General features: G+C 46.1%; 25 protein-coding genes and 1 riboswitch. Of the genes, 18 read left to right on the forward strand and 7 right to left on the reverse strand.

What is annotated here, in order from left to right:
• Positions 1 to 451: 451 nt before the first annotated feature.
• Positions 452 to 628: a hypothetical protein gene (locus tag Q4A73_RS01420; RefSeq protein WP_303205651.1), complete on the forward strand. Its 177-nt coding sequence runs from the start codon at positions 452 to 454 to the stop codon at positions 626 to 628.
• A 291-nt stretch (positions 629 to 919) separates the two neighbouring features.
• On the opposite strand, the gene Q4A73_RS01425 is transcribed toward Q4A73_RS01420, so the two are convergent.
• Genes Q4A73_RS01425 through ndk form a run of 5 tightly spaced genes read right to left on the reverse strand, consistent with a single transcriptional unit; the run spans position 920 to position 3,823 of the window.
• Positions 920 to 1,918 carry a beta-ketoacyl-ACP synthase III gene (locus Q4A73_RS01425; RefSeq protein ID WP_303205652.1) on the reverse strand — a complete coding sequence of 333 codons (999 nt, stop codon included), beginning with the start codon at positions 1,916 to 1,918 and terminating at the stop codon, positions 920 to 922.
• Positions 1,887 to 2,879: a phosphate acyltransferase PlsX gene (plsX, locus tag Q4A73_RS01430; protein ID WP_303205653.1), complete on the reverse strand. Its 993-nt coding sequence runs from the start codon at positions 2,877 to 2,879 to the stop codon at positions 1,887 to 1,889. Before plsX ends, Q4A73_RS01425 begins: the two co-directional genes overlap by 32 nt.
• A 5-nt stretch (positions 2,880 to 2,884) precedes the next feature.
• A complete protein-coding gene (rpmF, locus tag Q4A73_RS01435; RefSeq protein WP_303205654.1) occupies positions 2,885 to 3,031 on the reverse strand; it encodes a 50S ribosomal protein L32 in 147 nt (48 codons plus the stop codon).
• Between the two features lie 21 nt (positions 3,032 to 3,052).
• The gene (locus Q4A73_RS01440) at positions 3,053 to 3,409 is read right to left on the reverse strand and encodes a hypothetical protein (protein ID WP_303205655.1); all 357 of its coding nucleotides are present in this window, start codon (positions 3,407 to 3,409) and stop codon (positions 3,053 to 3,055) included.
• The gene (gene ndk / locus Q4A73_RS01445) at positions 3,410 to 3,823 is read right to left on the reverse strand and encodes a nucleoside-diphosphate kinase (RefSeq protein ID WP_303205656.1); all 414 of its coding nucleotides are present in this window, start codon (positions 3,821 to 3,823) and stop codon (positions 3,410 to 3,412) included.
• Positions 3,824 to 3,973: 150 nt separating this feature from the next.
• Here ndk and Q4A73_RS01450 point away from each other — a divergent pair, with 150 nt between their 5' ends.
• The 7 genes from Q4A73_RS01450 to Q4A73_RS01480 all read left to right on the forward strand — a co-directional run bounded on the left by Q4A73_RS01450 (position 3,974) and on the right by Q4A73_RS01480 (position 10,811).
• On the forward strand, positions 3,974 to 4,570 hold the full coding sequence (locus Q4A73_RS01450; RefSeq protein ID WP_303205657.1) for a peroxiredoxin: 597 nt from the start codon (positions 3,974 to 3,976) through the stop codon (positions 4,568 to 4,570).
• A gap of 153 nt (positions 4,571 to 4,723) precedes the next feature.
• Positions 4,724 to 5,803 carry a flagellar biosynthesis protein FlhB gene (gene flhB / locus Q4A73_RS01455; RefSeq protein ID WP_303205658.1) on the forward strand — a complete coding sequence of 360 codons (1,080 nt, stop codon included), beginning with the start codon at positions 4,724 to 4,726 and terminating at the stop codon, positions 5,801 to 5,803.
• A 48-nt stretch (positions 5,804 to 5,851) separates the two neighbouring features.
• Positions 5,852 to 6,499, forward strand: coding sequence for a ribulose-phosphate 3-epimerase (gene rpe, locus Q4A73_RS01460; RefSeq protein WP_303205659.1), 648 nt, complete (start codon positions 5,852 to 5,854; stop codon positions 6,497 to 6,499).
• On the forward strand, positions 6,496 to 7,260 hold the full coding sequence (locus Q4A73_RS01465; RefSeq protein ID WP_303205660.1) for a 3'-5' exonuclease: 765 nt from the start codon (positions 6,496 to 6,498) through the stop codon (positions 7,258 to 7,260). Before rpe ends, Q4A73_RS01465 begins: the two co-directional genes overlap by 4 nt.
• Positions 7,261 to 7,274: 14 nt before the next feature.
• A riboswitch (TPP riboswitch) is annotated at positions 7,275 to 7,379 on the forward strand.
• A 38-nt stretch (positions 7,380 to 7,417) separates the two neighbouring features.
• Positions 7,418 to 8,716: a phosphomethylpyrimidine synthase ThiC gene (gene thiC, locus Q4A73_RS01470; protein ID WP_303205661.1), complete on the forward strand. Its 1,299-nt coding sequence runs from the start codon at positions 7,418 to 7,420 to the stop codon at positions 8,714 to 8,716.
• 23 nt (positions 8,717 to 8,739) lie between these two features.
• The gene (locus tag Q4A73_RS01475) at positions 8,740 to 9,651 is read left to right on the forward strand and encodes an NAD(P)H-dependent glycerol-3-phosphate dehydrogenase (RefSeq protein ID WP_303205662.1); all 912 of its coding nucleotides are present in this window, start codon (positions 8,740 to 8,742) and stop codon (positions 9,649 to 9,651) included.
• Positions 9,648 to 10,811 carry an amidohydrolase family protein gene (locus Q4A73_RS01480; RefSeq protein WP_303205663.1) on the forward strand — a complete coding sequence of 388 codons (1,164 nt, stop codon included), beginning with the start codon at positions 9,648 to 9,650 and terminating at the stop codon, positions 10,809 to 10,811. Before Q4A73_RS01475 ends, Q4A73_RS01480 begins: the two co-directional genes overlap by 4 nt.
• Here Q4A73_RS01480 and Q4A73_RS01485 read toward each other — a convergent pair.
• Both Q4A73_RS01485 and glnA read right to left on the reverse strand, forming a co-directional pair.
• On the reverse strand, positions 10,801 to 12,567 hold the full coding sequence (locus tag Q4A73_RS01485) for a Na/Pi symporter (RefSeq protein ID WP_303205664.1): 1,767 nt from the start codon (positions 12,565 to 12,567) through the stop codon (positions 10,801 to 10,803). The two genes, Q4A73_RS01480 and Q4A73_RS01485, sit on opposite strands and share 11 nt — an antisense overlap.
• Before the next feature lie 80 nt (positions 12,568 to 12,647).
• Positions 12,648 to 14,078, reverse strand: coding sequence for a type I glutamate--ammonia ligase (glnA, locus tag Q4A73_RS01490; RefSeq protein ID WP_303205665.1), 1,431 nt, complete (start codon positions 14,076 to 14,078; stop codon positions 12,648 to 12,650).
• 206 nt (positions 14,079 to 14,284) lie between these two features.
• Here glnA and Q4A73_RS01495 point away from each other — a divergent pair, with 206 nt between their 5' ends.
• Genes Q4A73_RS01495 through ffh form a run of 10 tightly spaced genes read left to right on the forward strand, consistent with a single transcriptional unit; the run spans position 14,285 to position 22,812 of the window.
• A complete protein-coding gene (locus Q4A73_RS01495; protein WP_303205666.1) occupies positions 14,285 to 14,977 on the forward strand; it encodes a chemotaxis protein in 693 nt (230 codons plus the stop codon).
• Complete coding sequence (locus Q4A73_RS01500) at positions 14,974 to 16,227, forward strand: peptidase U32 family protein (protein WP_303205667.1); 1,254 nt, start codon at positions 14,974 to 14,976, stop codon at positions 16,225 to 16,227. The genes Q4A73_RS01495 and Q4A73_RS01500 overlap by 4 nt, the downstream gene beginning before the upstream one ends.
• Positions 16,227 to 16,721 (forward strand): 5-(carboxyamino)imidazole ribonucleotide mutase, encoded by a 495-nt coding sequence (purE, locus tag Q4A73_RS01505; RefSeq protein WP_303205668.1) that lies wholly within the window; start codon positions 16,227 to 16,229, stop codon positions 16,719 to 16,721. The genes Q4A73_RS01500 and purE overlap by 1 nt, the downstream gene beginning before the upstream one ends.
• Complete coding sequence (locus tag Q4A73_RS01510; protein WP_303205669.1) at positions 16,721 to 17,224, forward strand: DUF3972 domain-containing protein; 504 nt, start codon at positions 16,721 to 16,723, stop codon at positions 17,222 to 17,224. The genes purE and Q4A73_RS01510 overlap by 1 nt, the downstream gene beginning before the upstream one ends.
• On the forward strand, positions 17,221 to 18,084 hold the full coding sequence (glyQ, locus tag Q4A73_RS01515; protein ID WP_303205670.1) for a glycine--tRNA ligase subunit alpha: 864 nt from the start codon (positions 17,221 to 17,223) through the stop codon (positions 18,082 to 18,084). The genes Q4A73_RS01510 and glyQ overlap by 4 nt, the downstream gene beginning before the upstream one ends.
• The gene (locus Q4A73_RS01520; RefSeq protein WP_303205671.1) at positions 18,071 to 18,799 is read left to right on the forward strand and encodes a Nif3-like dinuclear metal center hexameric protein; all 729 of its coding nucleotides are present in this window, start codon (positions 18,071 to 18,073) and stop codon (positions 18,797 to 18,799) included. Before glyQ ends, Q4A73_RS01520 begins: the two co-directional genes overlap by 14 nt.
• A 10-nt stretch (positions 18,800 to 18,809) precedes the next feature.
• Positions 18,810 to 19,529, forward strand: a complete 720-nt coding sequence (locus tag Q4A73_RS01525) for a zinc ribbon domain-containing protein (RefSeq protein ID WP_303205672.1) — start codon at positions 18,810 to 18,812, stop codon at positions 19,527 to 19,529.
• Complete coding sequence (gene waaA, locus Q4A73_RS01530; protein ID WP_303205673.1) at positions 19,526 to 20,668, forward strand: lipid IV(A) 3-deoxy-D-manno-octulosonic acid transferase; 1,143 nt, start codon at positions 19,526 to 19,528, stop codon at positions 20,666 to 20,668. Before Q4A73_RS01525 ends, waaA begins: the two co-directional genes overlap by 4 nt.
• A complete protein-coding gene (locus Q4A73_RS01535) occupies positions 20,668 to 21,429 on the forward strand; it encodes an RluA family pseudouridine synthase (protein WP_303205674.1) in 762 nt (253 codons plus the stop codon). Before waaA ends, Q4A73_RS01535 begins: the two co-directional genes overlap by 1 nt.
• Positions 21,430 to 21,474: 45 nt before the next feature.
• The gene (gene ffh, locus Q4A73_RS01540; protein WP_303205675.1) at positions 21,475 to 22,812 is read left to right on the forward strand and encodes a signal recognition particle protein; all 1,338 of its coding nucleotides are present in this window, start codon (positions 21,475 to 21,477) and stop codon (positions 22,810 to 22,812) included.
• Positions 22,813 to 22,832 lie beyond the last annotated feature (20 nt).

A 22,832-nucleotide genomic window follows, 5' to 3' on the forward strand; every position in this document is an offset into this window, starting at 1 on the left:
CAACCGGCTCATAACCGGTTGGTCGCAGGTTCGAGTCCTGCTAAATCCACCATTTAATATTTTCTTAAGCTTATCTCGCCCTCAATCCCTCCTTTTGATGACTTGTAACCAATGAGCGGTCGAAACATAAGAAATTCACCCTGAAAATTTGGGGCCGCAATTCTAAAGAATTTTACAAGGCGCTGAAATTTTTTACGCATCAAGCAGGGTGAAAATCAAATTTCATAAATTCAAAAACACAAGATGGCCAAGGATTCTGTCTTCTGGGATAGTATGGATTGTAAAGTGTGGGGTCGAGGAAATGCCACAAGAGGGGGGGCGATTTCACGGACTTGTGGCGGCTTTGCTCACAAAAGCGAGTTTGCGGACTTGAAATGAGCGGCCTAAACGCACCCGCAAGATAAAATTTATCACAGAGCGAAAACCTTGCGATGGCATGAAGGGATCGGCGATGTTTGGGAAATTTGAAAAGATTAAATTTCTAAAAAATATCGCAACAACTTCGCTAAAAATGATTCAAAATTTAAGACAAAAATTTAAAACAAATTTGTCGCAAAAGTTTAAGAATTTTGCTTTTGTGAGGGTAAAAACTCGGCCATTTTATTTGGAAAAAGTAAAAATATTTTGAGCCTCGGCGGAGATATTTTAAAAAGCTTTTTTGGTGTTTTATCAAAAGCGTTTTGCGGGTGGTAAAACATCGCCTTCTGCGCGAAAACTTAAAAATCATAAAATTTTTAGCCTTTCCTTAAGTTGTGATTTTTATGATTTTATCCTCACGCGCAGATTTTTGAAAAGAAATTTATACCATTCGCAAAACCAAAGCATTAATTTTTAATTCAAGTCGAATGCAAATAGCTTGCTGATCGAGTCGCTAAATAAAAGCTTATTCTAAAAATCTACTAAAAAATAGGATTTTATTTTAATGTTTTAAATTCGCCCCGCCAAATCTCAATAAAGCAGAGCCCCAAGTGAAGCCCCCGCCAAAAGCATCCAATAAGATGAGGCTACCCTTTTTAAGCCTCCCTTCTTCGAAGGCATCATTCATCGCCATGGGGATGGAGGCGGCAGAGGTATTGCCGTATTTTTGCACGGTTAGAATGCATTTTTCATCTTCAAGCCCTAGTTTTTCCTGCACGGCTTTGATGATGCGCAAATTTGCCTGATGAGGGATAAAAAGGTCCAGATCTTGTGCTGTGATTTGATTTTTTTCCAAAAGCCACACGACATCCTGACTTAGGGTTTGCACGGCCATTTTAAAAACCTCACTGCCCTTCATTTTCATCATTAAGGGACTTGAAATTTCAGCCTTTTGCGAACGCTCTATCATCAACAAATCACCGAAATTTCCATCACTTGCCGTATGCACATCAATGATGGTATTTTGCACATCAAGGCTCACCACCCCAGCCCCAGCTCCGTCTCCAAAAAGTATACAAATGCTCCTGTCGGTGTAATCCATAACCGAGCTTGCTTTTTCGGTCCCGACAATCAAGACATTTTTTTTCGCTCCGCTTTCAACCAAGCTTTTGGCCAACTCAAGCAAATAAATAAAGCCCGAGCAAGCCGCTGAAATATCAAAGGCCGTGATATTTTCACAGCCCAAATTTGCAGCAATCTTACAAGCAGTCGAGGGCATGGTGAAATAATCAGGACTCAGGGTGGCAACGATCAAAGCGTCAATATCTCGGGGGCTTAACTCTGCCCTTTTGAGGGCTTTGAGCGCAGCTTTTGTGCCAAGATCGCTGGCCCCTTCATCCGCCTCTGCGATGCGCCTTTCTTTGATGCCTGTGCGCCTCACAATCCACTCATCGGTGGTATCAACTACTTTTTCGAGCTCGTTGTTGCTTAGAATTTTGGCGGGCACATAGGAGGCTATACTTTTGAGGCTAGCTTTGAGGGGAGTGTTTTTCGAGTTCATTTTCTATGGCTTCATTGAGTTTGGATTCGCTAAAATTTATGGCTTGAAAAAGAGCGTTTTTGATCGCTCTAGCATCGCTTTTACCATGACTGATGATAACACAACCCCTCACGCCAAGCAGGGGCGCACCGCCGTATTCTTGCCAGTCGATATGCTTTTTAATCTTGCCAAATGTAGGCCTCATCAGTAGGGCGCCGATTTTTGAAAGCGGGGATTGCTTGATTTCATTTTTGAGAATTTTAAAAATCGCCGTAGCGACCTCTTCGCAAGATTTCAGGATAACATTTCCACTAAAGCCATCACAAACCAGTACATCAACATGGGCATTAAAAATATCTCTGCCCTCAGCATTACCGATGAAATTGGGAAGTTTTTTCATGAGGGCGTGGGCCTCTTTGGTCAGCTCATTGCCCTTACACTCCTCCTCGCCGTTAGAAAGCAGGGCAAGGCGCGGGGCTGAAATTTTCATCACTTCCTTCGCATAAGCCTCGCCCATGACGGCAAACTGGAACAAATTTTCACTTTTGCAATCGACATTAGCGCCCACATCCAAAAGCAAAGTTTTGCCCTTTATGTTGGGCATCAGGGTGGCGATGGCTGGTCTGGATACATTTTTGAGCCTTCCAAGCCTCAGTGTGGCAAGGGACATGCTCGCCCCACTATGACCCGCCGAAACCACAGCCTGAGCCCTGTCAAGCCTCACAAGCTCGATAGCCTTGTAAATGCTCGTTTCTTTACGCTTCAGCGCATCGGTAGCACTTTCGTGCATCGCGAAAATTTCGTCGGCTTCTTCAAAGTGGATGAATTCTGCGAGACGCTTTGGGATTAAGGGCTTTAAGAGCTTGGACTCGCCCACAAGTATGGCCTTAAATTTTCTCTCCTCTAAAGCCTGTAAAACGCCCTCAACAACCGGACCTTCTCCAAAATCTCCACCCATCGCATCGATGGCAATGCTTACCATAAATTTCAATATTCCTTAGTGATGGGATTGGCACGATGGGGCATTTTGTAACTCCCATCTTTGTCTTTTACGGGCATGGGAAGACTGACCTTATAGTGGGTTTTTCGCTTGGCCGCACGCGTTTTGCTCACTCTTCTTTTTGGTACTGCCATTTTAATCTCCTTAAAATAAATTTAAATTTTACCACAAACATCGCAATAAAAATAATCGCTCAAATGCACTTCAAGCTCGCCGAACGCAAGCTCGGCTAAATCGATTTGAGAATCAAAAAATTCAATGGTATCGCTCAACTCGTTTTTAAAATCCTTAAAAATTCCATCGCTCAACAAAAGCTCTATATTCTCATCGAGCTTTAACTTCATATCCAAACCACAGCGGTCACAAGGTCTATCAACAAAGCCCTGCATCGTGGCTTTGAGTTTGACATGCTTAGGATTTATTCTCACCATATCGCCCTCAAAAATGACATTGTCGAGATTTAGATTGAAAGGATAGGGGGCAGAATTAATCTTAGAAAAAGCTATTTTCATCTAGTAAATTTCGTTGGTTTTGAAAAAAAAATCAATCTCAATTTTCGCATTTTCTAAGCTATCGCTACCATGGACGGCATTAGCGTCAATGCTTTCTGCAAAATCGGCTCTAATTGTCCCGGATTTGGCTTCTTTTGGATTTGTCGCGCCCATCAGGTCTCTATTTTTAAGCACAGCACCCTCACCCTCCAGCACAGAAACCACCACAGGACCGCTGATCATAAATTCCACCAAATCTTTAAAAAATGGCCTTTCTCTATGGATGGCGTAAAAATTTTCAGCCTGCTCTCTGCTGAGCTGAATCTTTTTCATCGCTGCAATCCTCAAACCACTGCTTTCAAAACGATCTAAAATCTTGCCTATCACGCCCTTTTTTACGGCATCTGGCTTGATGATGGATAGGGTTTTTTCCATTGAAATACTCCTATAATTTTTAAAAGCTTGGATTATGCCTTGAAATTGTTTAAAAAAAATTAAATCCACTAAGTGAGTAATTTTAAAAATATTTAAAGATTTATAGTTATAATTTTTTTGTCAATAAAATTTATCATTTAGGAGAAAATAATGATTGTTACAAAAAAGGCTTTAGATTTTACCGCTCCTGCGGTATTGGGAAACAATGAAATCGTTAATGATTTCAATCTTTACAAAAATATCGGCCCAAAAGGAGCCGTTGTTTTCTTTTATCCAAAAGATTTTACCTTCGTTTGTCCTTCGGAAATTATCGCTTTTGATAAACGGTATCAAGAGTTTAAAAATAGAGGCATCGAGGTGATAGGCATTTCTGGAGATAATGAATTTTCCCATTTTGCGTGGAAAAACACCCCCATCAACCAAGGCGGTATCGGTCAGGTTAAATTCCCTCTTGTGGCGGATTTGACCAAACAAATCGCTAGAAATTTTGATGTGCTTTTCGCTGAGGCTGTGGCTCTTCGTGGTTCATTTTTGCTGGATGCGGATGGCACCGTGCGCCATGCTGTGGTTAATGACTTGCCGCTGGGCAGAAACATCGACGAAATGCTTAGGATGGTCGATACCATGCTTTTCACCAACGAGCATGGCGAGGTTTGCCCAGCTGGCTGGAATAAGGGCGATGAAGGCATGAAGGCTAACCCTAAGGGCGTGGCTGAGTATCTTGGTAAAAACGAAGGCAAACTTTAGTTCACAAAAGCCTCATTTTGAGGCTTTCCATACTTTTTAGCTTCTCCATTTTAAACACTATTTAACACCCACTCTGCAGTCATCTTCTCTCAAAATTCTTATCAATTTGTATTTTTTGATTATAATTTTGTTTCAAAAATTTAAAGGGCTAAAATGGCTGATGATGCAGAAAAAACCGAAGAACCCACGTCCAAGAAAATAGAAGACGCCAGACAAGAGGGCAATGTCCCCAAAAGCCAAGATGCCGCCGCTGTCGTGGTTCTTATCATTGCCATCACCCTCGTCATTTTTTTGATGGACTTCATGGGTGAGCGCGTGGCGAATTTGTATCGCTATTATCAAAGTTTCATCGGCGCAGAATTTAATTTACGCATTATCCAAGCCATTATGATCAAAAGTATTTTTGAGGTTTTGATCATCCTTGCGCCCATCGTTTTGAGCATCATGATTGCTGGCGTGGTGGGCAATGTGATGCAGTTTGGCTTTCTTTTCACCACAAAGCCCATAATGCCAAATTTAGGCAAAATCAACCCCCTCAAAGGTCTAAAAAATTTATTCTCCCTCAAAAAACTCATCGAAAGCCTCAAAATCATCCTCAAAGTCAGCATCGTTTTCACCATAGCCTTCATCGTGCTTTTGCAATTCATCAAGGAGCTTCCCAAAGTGGAGCTTTACAACCTCATCTCACAGATGCTATGGCTAAGGGACAAGGCTTTGATTTTGGCCGCCATTGTGATCATCGCCTTTTTGATCATCGCAATTTTGGATATATTTTTGGTGCGTTTTCAGTATTTTAAGGGACTGAGAATGAGTAAGCAGGAGGTCAAGGACGAGTATAAGCAAATGGAAGGTGATCCGCAGGTCAAGGGTAGAATTCGGCGTTTGCAGATGGAAGCGGCGAGGCGCAGGATGGTGCAGGATGTCGCAGGCGCTGATGTGGTCATCACGAACCCCACTCACTACGCCGTAGCCATCCGCTACGATAGCGCTAGGGAGCAGGCGCCTAGGATTGTGGCGAAGGGCGTGGATTTTTTGGCTTTGCGGATTAAAGAAATGGCGTATCAAAACAATGTCGTGGTGTATGAAAACCCTCCCCTAGCAAGGGAGCTTTACAAGCTCTGCGAGGTCGATGAGCTCATTCCCAGGGAGCTTTTTAAGGCAGTGGCTGAGGTACTGGGCTTTGTTTATAATACTAATAATAAGGATCTTAAAAAAAATTCTAGTGCAAATTGAAAGATGCTTTTGTTGATTAAATTTATAAATTTTCTAAAGGATTTATGCATGTACATAGCGCCAAGTTTATTAGCGGCGAATTTTTTAAAATTGGAGGAGGAGATAAGGGCAGTGAGCGAAGCGGGGGCCGATCTTTTGCACATTGATGTGATGGATGGTTATTTTGTGCCAAATTTTACTTTCGGCCCCTGCGTTTTGGAAAAAATTTCAAGCGTGAGTTCCGTGCCTTTAGATGTGCATTTGATGGTAAAAGATGTGTCAAAATTTGTCGAGCTTTTTTTACCCTTAAAGCCCAAATTCTTATCCTTTCACATTGAAGCAGAAGCCCACCCTATAAGACTGTGCGAGTATTTAAGGACGCAAGGAATTCATCCTGCTATCACCCTTAATCCTCACACGCCCATAAGTTCATTAGAACATTTAATTGAATTTGTAGATATGGTGCTTTTAATGAGTGTTAATCCGGGCTTTGGAGGACAGAAATTTTTGCCCCTAGTGTGCGATAAAATCAAAGAGCTCAGAGCCTTGATTGAGCGCAAAAATGCTAAGGTTTTCATCGAGGTTGATGGGGGCGTGAGTGGCTTAAATGCGGCAGATTTGGAGGGGGCAGGCGCGGATATTTTGGTCGCTGGCAGCTATATTTTTTCTTCTAAGGATTACAGGGCTGCGATTTCTTCTTTAAAGCTTGAATTTTGAGCTTGCAGCAAGTTGAGGCGATCCTAGCCACTTTGAGCCAGCAAAGTAAGCCCTATGCTTGGGTTATGGAGGAATTTTCTAAGGTCGAGGAGCTTGGGCATTTGAATTTGGACTTAGAAACCTTGGAGCTTATGGGCTTGGGTTTGAATTTAAGCAAGGACAATAACCTCAGTCTCAAAAGCAGGACGCAAAAAATCAAGGATGAAATTTTTTGCGTGGTGGATATTGAAAGCACGGGCGGGACAAATACTGGGCAGATTTTAGAAATCGGCGCGGTTAAAATTCAAAACGGCAAAGAGCTTGGGCGCTTTGAGAGCCTCGTGAGGGTGAGGGAAATCCCAGAAAACATCACCCATCTTACAGGCATCAGCCCCGAGATGGTCGCAAACGCGCCTAGCATTTCTAGCGTTTTGAGCGAATTCAGGCTTTTTTTAAAAGATAGCGTTTTCATCGCGCATAATGTGCGCTTTGATTATGCTTTCATCTCCAAATCCTTAAACGAGTGCCATTTTGGCATCTTGCTCAATCACAAAATTTGCACCGTAGAGTTTGCACAATGCTGCATAGAAAGCCCCCGCTACAAACTAGACGCGCTGAAAGAAATTTTAGGTATAAAAAATTCACACCACAGGGCGCTCAACGATGCCCTAGCCGCGGCTGAAATTTTCAAACACTGCCTTGGCAAACTACCCCGACACATCCAAACGACACAGGAGTTGATGCGTTTTGTCAAAATCTCCAAGCCAAAGGTTAAAAAATAAACATTATAATTTTTCTCGTAAATGACGGGAGCTTGTGCGACAGGCTGAGAGTAAGCTAAAAGCTTAGACCGAACCAGAACTAGATAATGCTAGCGTTGGGAAGATTACTTTTTCTACTTTGACCCCTCATTTATCCAAATTTTTCAAAGGATAAACCATGAAAACACAAATGCTTCACGCAAGGGAGGGCACTTGGACCCCTCAAATGCAAATTGTTGCCCAAAAAGAACAAGTTAGCAAGGATTTTTTGCTTGAAAATTTAGCCTCAGGCAAGATCATCATCCCGGCTAACATCAACCACACCGCCCTAGATCCCAACGGCATAGGTCTAGGACTGCGCACGAAGGTTAATGTGAATTTGGGCGTTTCCAACGACTGCGTCGATCACGCTGAGGAGATGGATAAGGTGGATTTGGCGCATAAATTTGGCATCGAGGCCATCATGGATCTTAGCAATTATGGCAAGACGAGCCAGTTTAGAGACGCTCTCATCGCCAAAGCCAAAGCGATGATAGGCACGGTGCCTGTGTATGATGCGGTGGGCTTTTTGGAGAAGGATTTAAAGCAAATAAAGGCAAAAGATTTCTTAGATGTCGTGCTTCATCACGCTAAAAGCGGGGTGGATTTTATGACCATCCATGCGGGGATAAATTCCCGTGCGGCTAGGGTTTTGAAGCAAACCAAACGCCTCACCAACATCGTCTCCCGCGGCGGCTCGGTGCTGTATGCGTGGATGGCGATGAAAGAAGCGGAAAATCCTTTCTATGAGTATTATGATGACTTGCTTGAAATTTGCCTAAAATACGATGTAACGCTTTCTTTAGGGGACGCTTTAAGACCGGGTTGCACTCACGATGCTAGCGATGCGGCACAGATTGCCGAGCTTATCGAGCTTTCGCTTTTGACGCAGAGGGCTTGGGATGCGGGGGTTCAGGTGATGATAGAGGGGCCAGGCCACATGGCGATCAACGAGATAGAGGCGAATATGCAGCTTGAAAAGCGCATTTGCAAGGGCGCGCCTTTTTATGTGCTAGGGCCTCTGGTAACGGACATTGGCGCGGGCTATGATCACATCAGCGGAGCCATCGGTGGGGCAGTGGCGGCTGCGGCTGGGGCGGATATTTTATGCTATGTGACCCCGGCCGAGCATTTGAGACTGCCGAATTTAGCGGATGTGCGCGATGGTATCGTAGCGACTAGGATAGCCGCGCACGCGGGAGACTTGGCCAAGCTTCCCAAGGAGAGGGCGCGCGATGATGCGATGAGTGTGGCGAGGCAGGAGATCGACTGGGAGAAGATGTTCAAGCTTGCTATTGATGGAGAAAAGGCGAAGAAAATGTTTAACGAGCGCCGCCCTGAGGAGCTAAATTCCTGCTCGATGTGTGGGAAAATGTGCGCGATGAATACGATGAATCAAGTGATGAAAGGCGAGGATGTGAGCCTAGTAAAAGCGTGAAATCCACATTTTGAAAGTGAAAAATGTCTAAAATCGCTATCATCGGTGCTGGCAAGTGGGGCAGTGCGCTGCATAGGGCTTTGAGCGTGAAAAATGCTTGTTTCATCAGCTCTCCTACGACGAGAGAGAGGGAAAATTTCATCGCTATGGATGAGGCCTTGGGGTGCGATCGTTTGATTTTTGCGCTCAGCTCGCAGGGGCTTAGGGAGTGGCTGGGGCTTCATTTTAAGCCCTCTTCGCAAAAAATTCTCATCGCCTCAAAGGGCATTGATAGCGCCACTTGTCAATTTTTGGATGAAATTTTTTCAGCCTTCGTAGAGCCTTCGCACTTTTGCGTTTTGAGCGGCCCCTCCTTTGCCAGTGAGGTGGAGCAGGGTCTGCCAACGGCCCTTGTGATAAGTGGTTCTAATGCCGCACTTTGCGAGGAATTTGCCGACTTTTTCCCCGATTTCATCAAGGTTTATACCGATGATGATGTGCGAGGCGCTGAAATTTGCGGCGCGTATAAGAATGTCCTAGCCATTGCGAGCGGTGTGAGCGATGGCCTAAATTTAGGCAACAACGCCCGCGCTAGCCTCATCGCTAGGGGGCTGGTGGAGATGCAGCGTTTTGGGTCCTTTTTCGGGGCGAAGGAGGAGACCTTTTGGGGACTTAGTGGGGCGGGGGATTTGTTTTTGACCGCTTCGAGTAAGCTTTCTAGGAATTATCGCGTGGGATTGATGCTGGCGCAAAATCAAAGGCTTGAAGATATCTTAAGCGCGCTTGGCGAGGTGGCCGAGGGCGTGAAAACGGCCTTTGCCATCGATAAAATGGCTCAAGAGAGGGGGATTTATACGCCCATTGTGAGCGAGGTGGTGAGGATTTTGCAGGGCACCAATCCCAAAACCGCGGTGCAAAATTTACTCAAACAAGCCAGTTTCAAGGATGCAAGATGATCATTAAAAATGCGAAAATTTACGGCGAGGAGCTTTTAGATCTGCGTATTGAGGGCGGGAAAATTGTGGAGATGGGCGAGAATTTGCGCGGCGAGGGCGTGCTGGATGTGGAGGGGCTCACGCTTTTGCCCTCCTTTGTGGATTTGTGCGTGAATTTGAAAAACGACAAATTCAGCCTTTCCCATTTGGATCTTTTGGAAAAAGAGTGCCTAAAAGGCGGGATTGGCGCCATACTTTTGCGCGATAAAATGCGTTTTGACGAGGAGGCTTTCGCCCTCTTTTTGCAAAACTGCGCCCAAAAAAAACTGCGCATATTCTCCAGCATCAAGGTAGATTCCAAACCGCGAAACATAGCGACCCTGATGCGTGAGGGCGCTGTGGCTCTAGAGCTTGAGAGCGCTCAGGATGCCAACACGCTCAAAATGGCGATGCATTATGCCCTGATGAAAAAGGCCCCCATTTTTGTGCGCTGCTATGATGAGGGCTTTGATGATGGGGGCGTGATGAACGACTGCGCCCTATCCTTTGAGCTGGGGCTCGGTGGGATGAGCGGGGTGGCTGAGAGCAGTGAGGTGGCGAAGATGAAGGAAGTGGCGGAATTTTACAAGGGCGCGGTGGTTTATGATGGCATCAGTCTTGAAAAGTCCCTATCCTTGCTGGATGGTGAGAGCGTTTTGGTGGGAATTCATCATTTAATCAAGGACGAAAGCGCTTGTGCGGGCTTTAATACCAGCGCGAAACTCATGCCCCCGCTCCGCTCCAGTGGGGATAGAAATTTTCTGCAAGAGGCCTTAAAGCGAGGGAAAATTCGCTTCCTTTCTGCCATGCATAGCCCTAAATCTGTGGCCTTAAAGGATTTGGCCTTTGATGAGGCGGCCTTTGGGATCCATAGCATTTGCGAGTATGTGAGCCTTTGCGCGACCTTTTTGGTGAGGAGCGGGCTGCTTTCTTGGCGAGAGCTTTGCGAGATAACGAGCTTTAATGGGGCGCATTTTTTGGGGCTGGACTCAGGCAGGATAGAGCTGGGGAGGGAGGCGAATTTGATAGTGCTGGATGAGGGTGCGAGGCTGAGGCCGTATCCATCCTGCCTTTACGCTGGGGATGAGCTTTTCGGCAAGCTGAAATTTCACATTTTGCGGGGAGAGTTGCTTAAGCTTTAGGCCCCTCTTTGGAGAAGATGATTTCAACCGCCTCGATGATTTCTCCCGCGATTTTGGCGATGAAGGTGGTGTCGTTGAGTATGGAGATGCTCTCGGCGGTGTTGATTTTGCCCGCGACAAGGAGGCTTTCTATCTTTCCAAGCGTTTGATGATCCACCTCTTTTAAAATTTCCTTAGCCTTGGCGAAATTTTTGATGATGAGGTAGGCCCTTTCATCATCCACCTTTCTCAGCTCCTCGACGCTTCTTAAAAGCTCGGCCATGTTGCTTCTTATGGTGTTGTATTCTAGGGCTAGGTTTGGGTTGTCGCAAAGAGAGTATTTTTTGATGTTTGCTTGGATGATTGTGAGATTTTTACTGGCCTCTGCGAGATTTTTTGCGGCGAGTTTGAGGGTGAAAATTCTATGGTGTTGCTCGGCCCCATCGCTTGGAATTTGAACCTTGGCCGAAAAATCCATAATGGCCTCGAATAAAATTTTGATTTTATTTTGATAAAGCAGGCCCAAATTCACTTCTTTTTTGAACCATTTTTTTGTTTGGATGAGCTCTTTGAAGGGGGTGCTTGAGCGGATGTCCTTGCGGCTAAAGCCCAGAGTGTGGGCGATGATGGCGCAGACATTGTCGTAGAGATGCTCGCTTTCTTTTTTGAGAGCCTCCAGGGCCGTGTCGGGGTAGGGGGTGAGGTTGGGATCCAGATAGAGGGGTCTGTCTTTATTTTCTTTGGCGCTTTTTAAATTTTTGTTTAAAAAATTTGCGATCTGTCGCATCCCTAAGCCAAAAATGAGCACGGCGATGAGGTTGAAAAAGCTGTGGAAAATAGCGATTTTAAGCACGGCAGAACTGATGCCCAAAAGCTCTGCGATGAAATCGACGCAAAGGATGCAGTATGAAAAGCAGGGCAGGATGATGAGGGCGATGCCGAAATTAAAAATGCAGTTGGCTAGGGCGAGTTTTTTGCCCTCTATGCTGGTGCTAAGGGCCGCAAGGAGGGCGGTTACCACGCCCCCCACACTGGTGCCAAGCGTGGCGGCTAGGGCGTTTTCGTAAGAAATTTGTCCCACAGTGAGCGCGGCGATGATGAGGGCTATGGTGGCGTGGCTTGATTGTATGATGCCTGTGAGTAGGGCGCCTAGGGCGGTGAAAATCAAAATTCCCCGAAAGCCCTCAAAGTCAAACCGAGCCAAATCGATGAGCTCCTTGACATGCTCAAAGCCGCCCTTGATGTAATCCACGCCTAAAAAGAAAAAGCCTATGCCGATGAAAATTTGCCCCAAAGCCTTATAAATCGTATCCTTCATAAAAAAAAGCAAAACCCCGCTGATGAGCAGGGGTAGGGCGAGGACTGCGATTTTCATCCCGGAGATGAGGGCGATGAGCCAAGAGCCTGCGCTGTTGCCTAAATTCGCTCCAAAAAGTATGCCTATGCCCTGTGTGAGCGTGATGAGCCCTGCTGAGAGGAAGGATAGGGAGAGAACGCACACTAGGGAGGAGGACTGCATCACAACGGTGCTAAGGGTGCCAAAGAGTATGCTTTTTGCGGAGGTGTTGGTGAATTGTTTAAGGATGCTTTCCAGTAGGCCGCCGCTAAAATTCTTAAAGCCGCTGCTGAGATTATTCATACCGATGAGCAAGATCGCAATGCCCGCTAGGATGTTTGCTACCTTATCGTAGGTGATGAGGGTATAGATAAAGAGCAAAACGAGGGCGAAAATCAAGGCCTTTTTGAGGCTTTTTAGCCTGATGATTTTTTTTTGCAATTTTTATCCTTAAGCTGATTAAAGCATCCAAAGGGCGCCAATGGGGGCAAATTTAGCCCCCACACGGAGAATCTAAGCCCCTAGCAAGAATAGCAGGTTTTGAATTCATAGGCTGTGGGTCTTGCCTCCACGGGCCAAACTTGGGTTTCAAATTTCAAATGCTGATAATCATCGATGAAGATGTCGCTCATCACGGGCTTTAAAAAGGCGTTGTGTCGTATCAAGGACTCCAGACTGCCCCTGAGGGTGTGCGGTAGCTGCTCGATGCCCTTTTCACGCACTTCGTCGAGGGTTAGGTCGAATAAATTCTCATCCATAGGACCCACCGGGATGTGCTTATTTTTGATGCCATCAAGTCCCGCCATCAAAAGCGAAACAAAGGCCAGGTAAGGATTTGCCGTGCTATCGGGGAAGCGGATTTCTATGCGGGCGGAATTTTTCCCTATGCCGTGGGGGATGCGGCAGCTTGCACTGCGATTTTGGCACGAGTAGGTGAGGATGCAGGGCGCTTCAAAGCCCGGGACTATCCTCTTGTAAGAATTGGAGCTAGGATTGGTGAAGGCAGCGACCGAGCGGGCGTTTTTTAGCACTCCGCCGATGTAGTGGATGGCCGACTCACTCAGACCGCTATAGCCCTTCTCATCGTAAAATAAATTCACCCCCTCCTTCCACAAACTCATATGCACATGCATGCCGCTGCCGTTGTCGCCGTAGAGGGGCTTGGGCATGAAGGTGGCGGTTTTGCCGTTGAGGTGGGCGACCATTTTGACGATGTATTTGTAAATTTGCACATTATCAGCCGCCTCGACCAAAGTACCAAAATTCACGCCGATTTCAGCCTGAGCTTGGGCGACTTCGTGGTGATGGACGAAGGTTTTGATGCCGACTTTTTCTAAGGTTTGCATCATCTCAGCGCGGATGTCGACCAAGGAATCGATGGGAGAGACTGGGAAATAGCCGCCCTTGTTGCGGGGGCGGTGGCCTGTGTTGTAGCTGTCTGTAAATTCTCTATCGTCATTCCACTCGCCCTCTTCGGTGTCGACTTCGTATTTGGAGCAATGGGCACTATCTACGATTTTGACGCTATCAAAGATGAAAAATTCATTCTCAGGTCCAAAATAAGCGGTGTCGGCTATGCCGCTATCTTTGAGGTATTGCACCGCTTTTTTGGCTATGCTTCTTGGGCATTTTTCATACATTTGCCCCTTGTAAATGTCATAAACATCGCAAAAAACGATGATGGTCTGCTCACTGGTGAAGGGGTCCAAAAAAGCACTTTCCACATCGGGCCTTAGGATCATGTCGGATTTGTTCGTAGGCTGCCAGCCCTTCAAAGAGCTGCCATCAAAGGGAATTCCAGCCTCGAGGAGCTCTTTGTTGATGGCGTGTAGATTGTAGGTGATGTGATGCCAAGCGCCTATCATATCGGTGAAGCGAAAGTCCACAAAGACGACTTCATGATTCTCACAAAAGTGGAAAAAATCATCCACTCCACTCACAAATTTACCCATGGTTTCTCCTTTTGGAATCGATTGTTTTCAAAATTCTAGTCAAAAATTTTTAATTTAAGCTTTAATTAATATATTTTTTTGGATTAATTTTAAATTTTTATGATGGAGTCTCGGGATCGTTGCGTAAAATTTATATTAAATTTTGATTATTTTGATTATAATGTAAAGTTTTTACACCAGATATCGATGTGAGATAAGGATAAACGATGACACAAGAAGAACTTGATGCTTTGGTAAGCGGTAGCGTGGAGGAGCAAATTCAGGGCGGCGCTCAAGAGTCCGCCCCTCAAGCGAATGAAAGCGAAGAAGTGATGTTGGATAATGTGAAAATAGACGACTATCAGCCCAAGCCTGGCGTGGTTTGGCCGCCACCGCCGCCTAACAAAGAGCACAAGGTCGTCCATCAGCTTGATGATGTTACGCGAGATAGCGAGGAAAAGGCCACTGAGATAATGGACAAGCTTGAAAGCATCAGTAATTTTTTCGCAGATTCTGAGTCCCTACTCAATGATTTGAATCAGGTCTTTGACAAAAATATCGACATTTTCAGCAAGCTCAACGATAAATTTCCCAATGTCGAGAGCTTTTCTGAGGCTTTAGATCTCAACCAAAACATCAAAAACAAAACCAAAGAGATGTCTGAGAATTTGCAGAGCGGACAGGATGAGGTTATGATAGCCATGGATACGATGCAGTATCAGGATATCCATCGTCAAAAGATTGAGCGGGTTATCAATGTGATGAGGGCGCTCAATCGCTACATGAGCTCTCTATTTGCTGGGAAAATTGACGACAGCAAGCGCGTGAGTTCTGCCACGCATATTGAGGGGGATAATACCGTTGATGTTGTGAGTAATGATGATATTGAAGCCCTGATTGCGAGCTTAGGGCAAAAATGACCATCCCCGAGCTTGTCGCTCCCGCAGGAAATTTTACCAAGCTTAAAATTGCTCTAGCCTACGGGGCGGATGCGGTTTATGCGGGGGTCAATGACTTCTCCCTGCGTTCAAGAACAGCGAGGGAATTTAACTACGAAAGCTTCGAGGAAGCCATCCGCTACACCCACGCCAGAAATAAAAAAATTTACGCCACCCTCAATGGCTTCCACCTGAGCGGACAGCTTGAGGGGCTCAAAAAGCACATCTTAAAACTCAAGGCCATGCAGCCTGATGCCTTCATCGTATCCAGCGTCGGCGCCATGTCCTTGGTGAGGGAGCTAGCTCCTGAAATTCCTCTACACATCTCAACACAGGCCAATGTTTTAAACTATTTGGACGCTAGGGTCTATAAAGAAATGGGAGCAAAGCGCGTCGTCATCGCCCGCGAGCTAGGACTCAGGGACGCGAGGATGCTGAAAGAAAACTGCGATATAGAGCTTGAGGCCTTCATCCACGGCTCGATGTGCTTTGCCTACTCAGGCCGCTGCCTCATCAGCTCCGTGCAAAGCGGCCGGATGAGCAATCGCGGATCTTGCGCGAACGACTGCCGCTTTTCCTACGAGCTTTATGCGAAAAATCCAGAAAATGGCGTTTTGTTTCGCCTAGAAGAGGATGAGAGCGGGACGCACATTTTCAATTCCAAAGACCTAAATTTATGCTCTCACATCCAAAAAATCATGCAAGAAAATTGCATCCATGCCTTCAAAATCGAAGGACGCACTAAAAGCGAGTATTATGTCGCCCTCACCGTGCGCACCTACAAAATGGCGATCAGAGACGCCCTAGCGGGTGAATTTGAGGCAGCTAGGTATGAAAAGGAGATCCGCACCCTAGCTAGTCGCGGCTTCACGGATGGGTATTTGATCGCGCGCCCCTTAGACAGGCAGGACACGCAAAATCACACCACGAGCCTAGAGCAGGGCTCGCATCGGGTGCAGGGTCTCATTGAGGATGGGGAATTTTTCAAGTGCAAGGGCAGGATTGTTTTGGGTGAAAGTTATGAAATTCTGGCGCCCTTGGATGCGAAATTGCAGCCTTGTGATAATGAAATCGGCAGGATTTACAAGGGAGAAGGGGGGTATTTTGTGGAATTTAAAAAATTGATTGCGAAAAATAATAAAGAGTTCAGCGAAATTCACAGCGGCAATGAAAACCCCATCAAAATGCCCGCTCGCACTTGTGAATTTTGCTTTTTGAGGAAGGAGCTGTGATGCGATTTGTGGCGATTTTAATGGGAAGTAAGAGCGATTATGAGGCGATGTGTGAGGCGGAGAAAATCCTTGCTAAATTTGGCGTGAAGCACGAGCTTATCATTACTTCAGCCCACAGGAGTCCTCAAAGAACGAAGGACTACATCAAGGAGGCCGAGAAAAAGGGAGCGCAGGTCTTCATCGCTGCGGCGGGTATGGCGGCGCATCTAGCGGGCGCGGTGGCGGCCTACACGACCAAGCCCGTTTTGGGTGTGCCCATGAGCGGGAGCGCCTTGGGGAGTATGGATTCTTTATTTTCCACCGTGCAAATGCCCAGCGGGATCCCTGTGGGAACCTTAGCTATAGGCAAGGCAGGGGCCGTCAATGCGGCCTATTTGGCCGTGCAAATTCTAGCGCTCAATGACGGGGGGCTTGAAGCGGCCTTGAAAGAGGATCGCAAAAGTAGGGAAGAGGGGCTTGTGGCCGATTCCAAAAGCGTGGAGGTGATACTATAATGCAGACTTATTTGGAGCTGGATGAATTTTGCAAACTGGTGCATTTAAACGAGGATGTCGTCAAGGCGATGATGGCGAAGGGGGATTTGAATTTCAAGGACGAGGGTGGCAGGATTTACATCGAGGCTAATCAGGGCACTTTCAGCGTGGTGCCAAGCGGCACGAGAAGTAAAAATACCATGGTCGATTCGATGACCCTAGCGGGGGAGAGCTTTGTGGAAAAAACCATAGGCACGATTTTAAATTTGCATGAGAAGGTTTTGGACGCCAAGGATGAGACCCTGGAGGCTCTGAAAAATGAAAACAAATTCCTCAAAGATGCGCTTTATTCGATGCAGGAGCTTTACGATGCGGACAGGAAGACCATAGAAAGCCTCAATATGGAACTCAAGCACGCCAGGGAGGATGCGGAATTTATGAAACGAAAATATAAATTGATGTGGAATAAAACCATCGAGGCCTTTGGAGAAAAGGGCGCCGCTAAAGATAAGGAAGAGCAATGACCTTCTCCAAAATGATACTCACCTTGCAGAATTTTTGGCAGGAGCAGGGCTGTGCCATCATGCAGCCCTATGACATGCCAGCGGGGGCGGGGACCTTTCACCCTGCGACCTTTTTGAGGAGCCTTGGCAAAAAGCCTTGGGCGGCGGCCTATGTCGCGCCCTCGCGCCGCCCGACCGATGGGCGCTATGGGGAAAATCCCAACCGCTTGGGGGCCTATTATCAGTTTCAAGTCCTCATCAAGCCCAGCCCCGATAACATCCAAGAGCTTTATTTGAGAAGTCTTGAAAATTTGGGTTTTGACTTGAAAAAGCATGATGTGCGCTTCGTGGAGGACAACTGGGAAAGCCCGAGCCTTGGGGCCTGGGGGCTTGGCTGGGAGGTTTGGCTTGATGGCATGGAGGTGACGCAATTTACCTATTTCCAGCAGGTCGGGGGCATGGCTGTGGATTTGGTGAGTGCGGAGATCACTTACGGGCTTGAGAGGATGGCGATGTATCTGCAGAATGTGGATAGCGTTTATGACATTGTTTGGAGTGAATTTAAGGGGGAGCGGATTTTATACGCGCATGTGCACAAACAAAGCGAGTATGAGTATAGCCGATACCATTTTGAAGCAAGTAGCGTGGAGAGGCTGAATTTGCAGTTTCAAAACGCTTACGAGGAGTGCAAGAGCGTTTTGGAGCAGGGGCTTTCTCTACCTGCGTATGATTATTGTTTGCTGGCGGCACACACCTTCAATCTCCTCGATGCGAGGGGGGCGATTTCTGTGGCGAAGAGGCAGGATTTCATGCTAAAAATTCGCGAGCTTTCTAAAAACTGTGCCCAAATTTATAAGAAAAATCTCGATGAAACTGAGTGAAATTTATCATTTTTTGAACACACTCAGTCCCTTTGAAAGGCAGGAAAGCTGGGACAATAGTGGCATCTTGCTGGGGGACTTGGAGGGTGAAATTTCCACGCTTTATCTTAGCCTTGATGTGGATGAGGCCCTTGTGAAAGGAGCGGAGGAAAATTCCCTCATCATCACGCATCATCCTTTGATTTTTAAGGGCTTGAAGCATTTTTGTGGTGGAAGCTATCCTCGGGCATTTTTGAGGGAATTGATACGCAAAAATGTCGCCCTCATCGCTTTGCATACGAATTATGATTTGAGCCATCTTAATGCCTATTTTGTCAGGGAAATTTTGGGCTTTGATGTTTTCAGTCAAGAGGGCTTTTTGATCTATGTGGATGTGAATTTGAGCTTCAGGGCTCTGTGTGAGCGCGTCAAGGAGCGATTGCATTTGCCATTTTTGAGGGTGAGCGATTGCGGGAAGGAGCATTTGAGGCGCATAGCCGTTTGTACGGGAAGTGGAGGGGATTTGATCCCTAGCCTAAGGGAGGTGGATTGTTTTTTGAGCGGGGATTTTAAGTACCATCAGGCCTTGGAGGCGGTGAGCAATGAACTTAGCTTGATTGATTTGGGGCATTATGAGAGTGAGGGTTGTTTTGCTACGAGCCTTGCGCAAAATTTGCAAAATTTGCCGCTAAGGATTATAATGTGCGTTTCAAAAAATCCATTTCAATATTTTTAAGGAAAATTTAATGAACAAATATCTCGAGCAATTAGTGCTTTTATCGAAGATTGATAGAGAAATCGACAGCTTTGAGCCTAAAATTGAAAGCATCAATAAAACCTTAAAAGAAGCTGAAGAAAGAATAGAAAAAATCAATATTCAGTTGCAAAATTTAGCAGAAGAGGTCAAAGACATAGAGCATCAAAAGATGCAAAATAATGCCCACATTGCGGAATTTTCAGCGAAAATTAAAGAATTGGGCAAAAAGAGCGGCGCGGTCAAAACAGAAAAAGAAGCCAACGCCCTCAAGATCGAGGAAGACATTGCGAGAGAGCAGCTTGATGCGGCTAATGATGAGATCGTTCGTTTGGATAAAATTTTAGACAACAAGGCGCTTTTTAGCAAGGAGCTTTCGAAGGAAAGGGACAAGGAAGAGCAAGGACTGGATGAAATCCGCAAAACAACGAATGCCGCGATGGAGGGCTTGGACAAGGAGAGAAAGAGCGTCTATGACAAAAGAGAAAAGCTGGTCAATGACATCAATCAAAAAATTTTAAGTTTTTATGAAAAAATCCGCAAATGGGCGAAAAATACGACCGTCGTGCCTGTGAAAAGGCAGGCGTGCTATGGCTGCTTTATGAAAATTTATGACAAAACCTACCTTTCCATCATCAAGGGCGAGGAGATCATCACTTGCCCGCATTGTGGCAGAATTCTCTACAAAGAGCTTGAAGAAGCGAAAAGTTGATTTTTTTTTACTATTTTTTGGTGTGGATGGTACATCTGTTTGGCGCCATCCCCTTATTTTTACTCTCTCTTTTTAAGAGCCGATACAAAAACAGCCTCAAAGCGAGGTTTTTCCTCCACAAAAATTTCCACCAAGAGCCCGCAGATGTGCATTTTCACGCTTGTTCTTTGGGGGAGGTGAAGAGCATCGAGGGACTTGTTTTGAATTTTGACTCCAGAGTGAGCGTGATAACGCAAACGGGCTTTGATGCGGCTAAAAAATTTTGCAAAAAATTAAATTTCCTAGCCTTTGAAAGCCTTCTACCCTTTTGGCTGAAGCCCTGCAAGGTTTTGATTTTATTCGAGGCAGAATACTGGCTGATGCTCGTTTTCACGGCCAAACTGAAGGGGGCGAAAATTTTTTTAATCAACGCGAGGATTTCGGATAAATCCTACAAATCCTACCTGCGCTTTGCCTTTTTTTACCGTAAAATTTTTTCCTACATTGACCAAGTTTTTGCCCAAAGCGCGCAAGATGCGCAGAGGCTTGAGAATTTGGGAGCTAAAAACATTGAAATTTTTGGCAATCTCAAGTCTCGCCTAAGGCCAGAGCCCTCCAAAATCTTGCCCAAATTCAAAGAAAAACTCATCATTTTTGCCAGCACCCACAGGGGCGAGGAGGAGCTTTTGCTGCGTCATTTTACGCTTAAAGACAATGAAAAACTCATCCTAGCGCCAAGGCATCCTGAGCGCTTTTTGGAGCTTGAAAATTTGCTCTTCAAGCTCACCCTGCCCTTTGATAAATTCAGCGATGTGGGTCAGGATTTGCAGGCAGGGTTTAAGTGCCCCGTTTTACTGCTTGATGCCCTGGGGGAGCTTGTAAATTTTTACGCCATCAGCGATGTGGTGGTCTTGGGTGGCTCTTTTGTGAGGGGCGTGGGAGGGCACAATCCCATCGAGGCCGCCGCCTTTGATAATTGCATCATTTCAGGCGTCCACATCCACAATCAAAAAAGCCTCTTCGATGAAGTGGAGGGGGTTTATTTTTGCGAGGACTTGCGCGAATTTGACGCGCGGGTGCATAGCGCTTGCGTGAAGGCTAAAATTCGCACGATTCAGGGTTTGGAGGGGATGGTCGAAAGGATAAGGAGCGCACTTTGATGCAAGAAAAGACCTACAAGCTCCTAGCTCAGCAGGAAAAAATTTCCAACAGAGAGGCCAAGGAACTCATCGACGCCGGGCGGGTTTTTGCCCACGGTAAAAAAATTTTAATAGCCCGCGCCCTGATGCGTGCGGGGACAAAATTCAGCCTCACTGAGGCCAAAAAGCCGCAAATTCTCTTTGAGGATGATCGCATCATCGCCGTGGATAAGCCGCATTCTTTTGTGAGTGAGCGACTTGAGCGGGAATTTCGCGCCAGACTTTTGAACCGCTTGGATAAAGAAACGAGCGGGGTGATTTTGCTCTGCAGGGATGAGAATTTTCGCTTGAGCTGCATTGAGGAATTTAAAAAGCAAAGGGTTTTTAAGAGCTATATCGCCGTGCTTGATGGAATTTTAGCCCAGGAGCTTGAGCTGGATGCGCCCATCAAAACCACTAAGAGCAAGGGGGGTGCGTTCAGTAGGGTTTCTAAGGACGGGCTTAGTGCCCTGAGTCGCTTTGTGCCGTTGATGGTGCGGGGCAAAAAAACCCTCGCCAAAATCATCATCAAAACGGGCAGGACGCATCAGATTAGGGTGCATGCAGCCCTCGCAGGACATGGTGTGGTGGGTGATGCTTGCTATGCTAAAATCCCAAGCGATAGGATGTATTTGCACAGCTATGAGCTTGGAATTTTGGATTATTTTTTCAGGGCGGATGTGGATGAGGGCTTTTCAAAAATGGGCTTTGAGCTTAAAAATTTAGACTTTAAAGCCCTTTAAGTAAAAATCTTATACAATTGGGCTTTAAATTTTAGGAGAATTTTGGTGTTTGAGCTTGTTAGCGAGTCGTTTAAAGCGGCGGTGAATAAGATCCGCTTTGTTGATGATGAAAAGGCTTTGAAAAATGCCTTAGAAACCTTGAAAAAATCCCTACTCAAAGCCGATGTTCATCATAAGGTCATGAAAGAATTTTTAGGCCTTGTCGAGGGTGATGTTAGAAAAAACGGCATAGGGCAGAGGCAGTTTTTGGAGGCTGTGAAGAAAAATTTAGAGGAAATTTTAAGCGTTGCGGGTAAAAATCAGGGCTTTGTTTTCGCCCCCAAGCCTCCAACGGTCGTTTTGATGGTGGGTTTGCAGGGTGGGGGTAAGACCACGAGCACGATCAAGCTTGCGCATTATCTCAAACTGCGCCATAAAAAGGTCCTGATCGCGGCTTGCGATTTGCAGCGTTTGGCGGCGGTTGAGCAGCTGAGGCAGCTTTGCGAGGCGCATGAAATCGAACTTTTTTCCTTGGAGGGTGAGGACGATGCTCTAAGGGTCGCTGAGCAGGCTTTGCGGAGGGCTGGAGAAATTTTAGCCGATGTTTTACTGGTCGATACTGCGGGGCGCTTGGCCATCGATGAGGTCTTGATGGGTGAGCTTAAGAGCATCAAAAACGCCCTGAGACCTGATGAAATTTTCTATGTGGCTGATGCGATGAGCGGTCAGGATGGGGTCAGGACAGCGGCGAGTTTTAACGAGGCCTTGGGGCTTAGCGGGGTGATTTTGTCTAAATTTGATGCTGATACTAAGGGCGGTGTGGCTCTGGGCATCGCTAGGCAAATTCAGCTTCCTTTGCGTTTTATCGGTGTGGGCGAGAAGGTGGCTGATTTGGAGCCTTTCATCCCCGATAGAATAGTCAGTCGCATCATGGGCGAGGGTGATTTGGCGACTTTGGCGGAGAAAACGGCCGCGGTCATCGATGCGAAAGAGGCGAAAAAAATCGGGCAAAAGATTAAAAGGGGTGATTTTAATTTTAATGATTTTCTCGCGCAGATGGAGAGCGTTAAGAAGCTTGGGAGTATGAAATCTTTGATGGGTATGATACCCGGGCTTTCGAATGTGGCTTCAAATTTGAAGGATTTGGACCTTGATAATTCCAAAGAAATCATTCACATCAGAGCGATGATCTCTTCAATGACCCCTAAGGAAAGGGAGCATCCTGAGCTTTTAAACAACGCAAGAAAGCGTCGAATCGCTAATGGAGCAGGGCTTTCTCAAATGGAGGTCAATCGCTTTTTGAAGCAGTTTGGCAATGCGGCGAAGTTGGCGAAGAAATTTTCGGGCAAGGGGGGGATGGATCATTTGATGAATTTGATGAATCAGGCTAGGCGCCAGTTTTAGAATTGATTTATAAATACTAT

This window comes from Campylobacter sp. (assembly GCF_030528245.1).
Classification (GTDB): Bacteria; Campylobacterota; Campylobacteria; order Campylobacterales; family Campylobacteraceae; genus Campylobacter_D.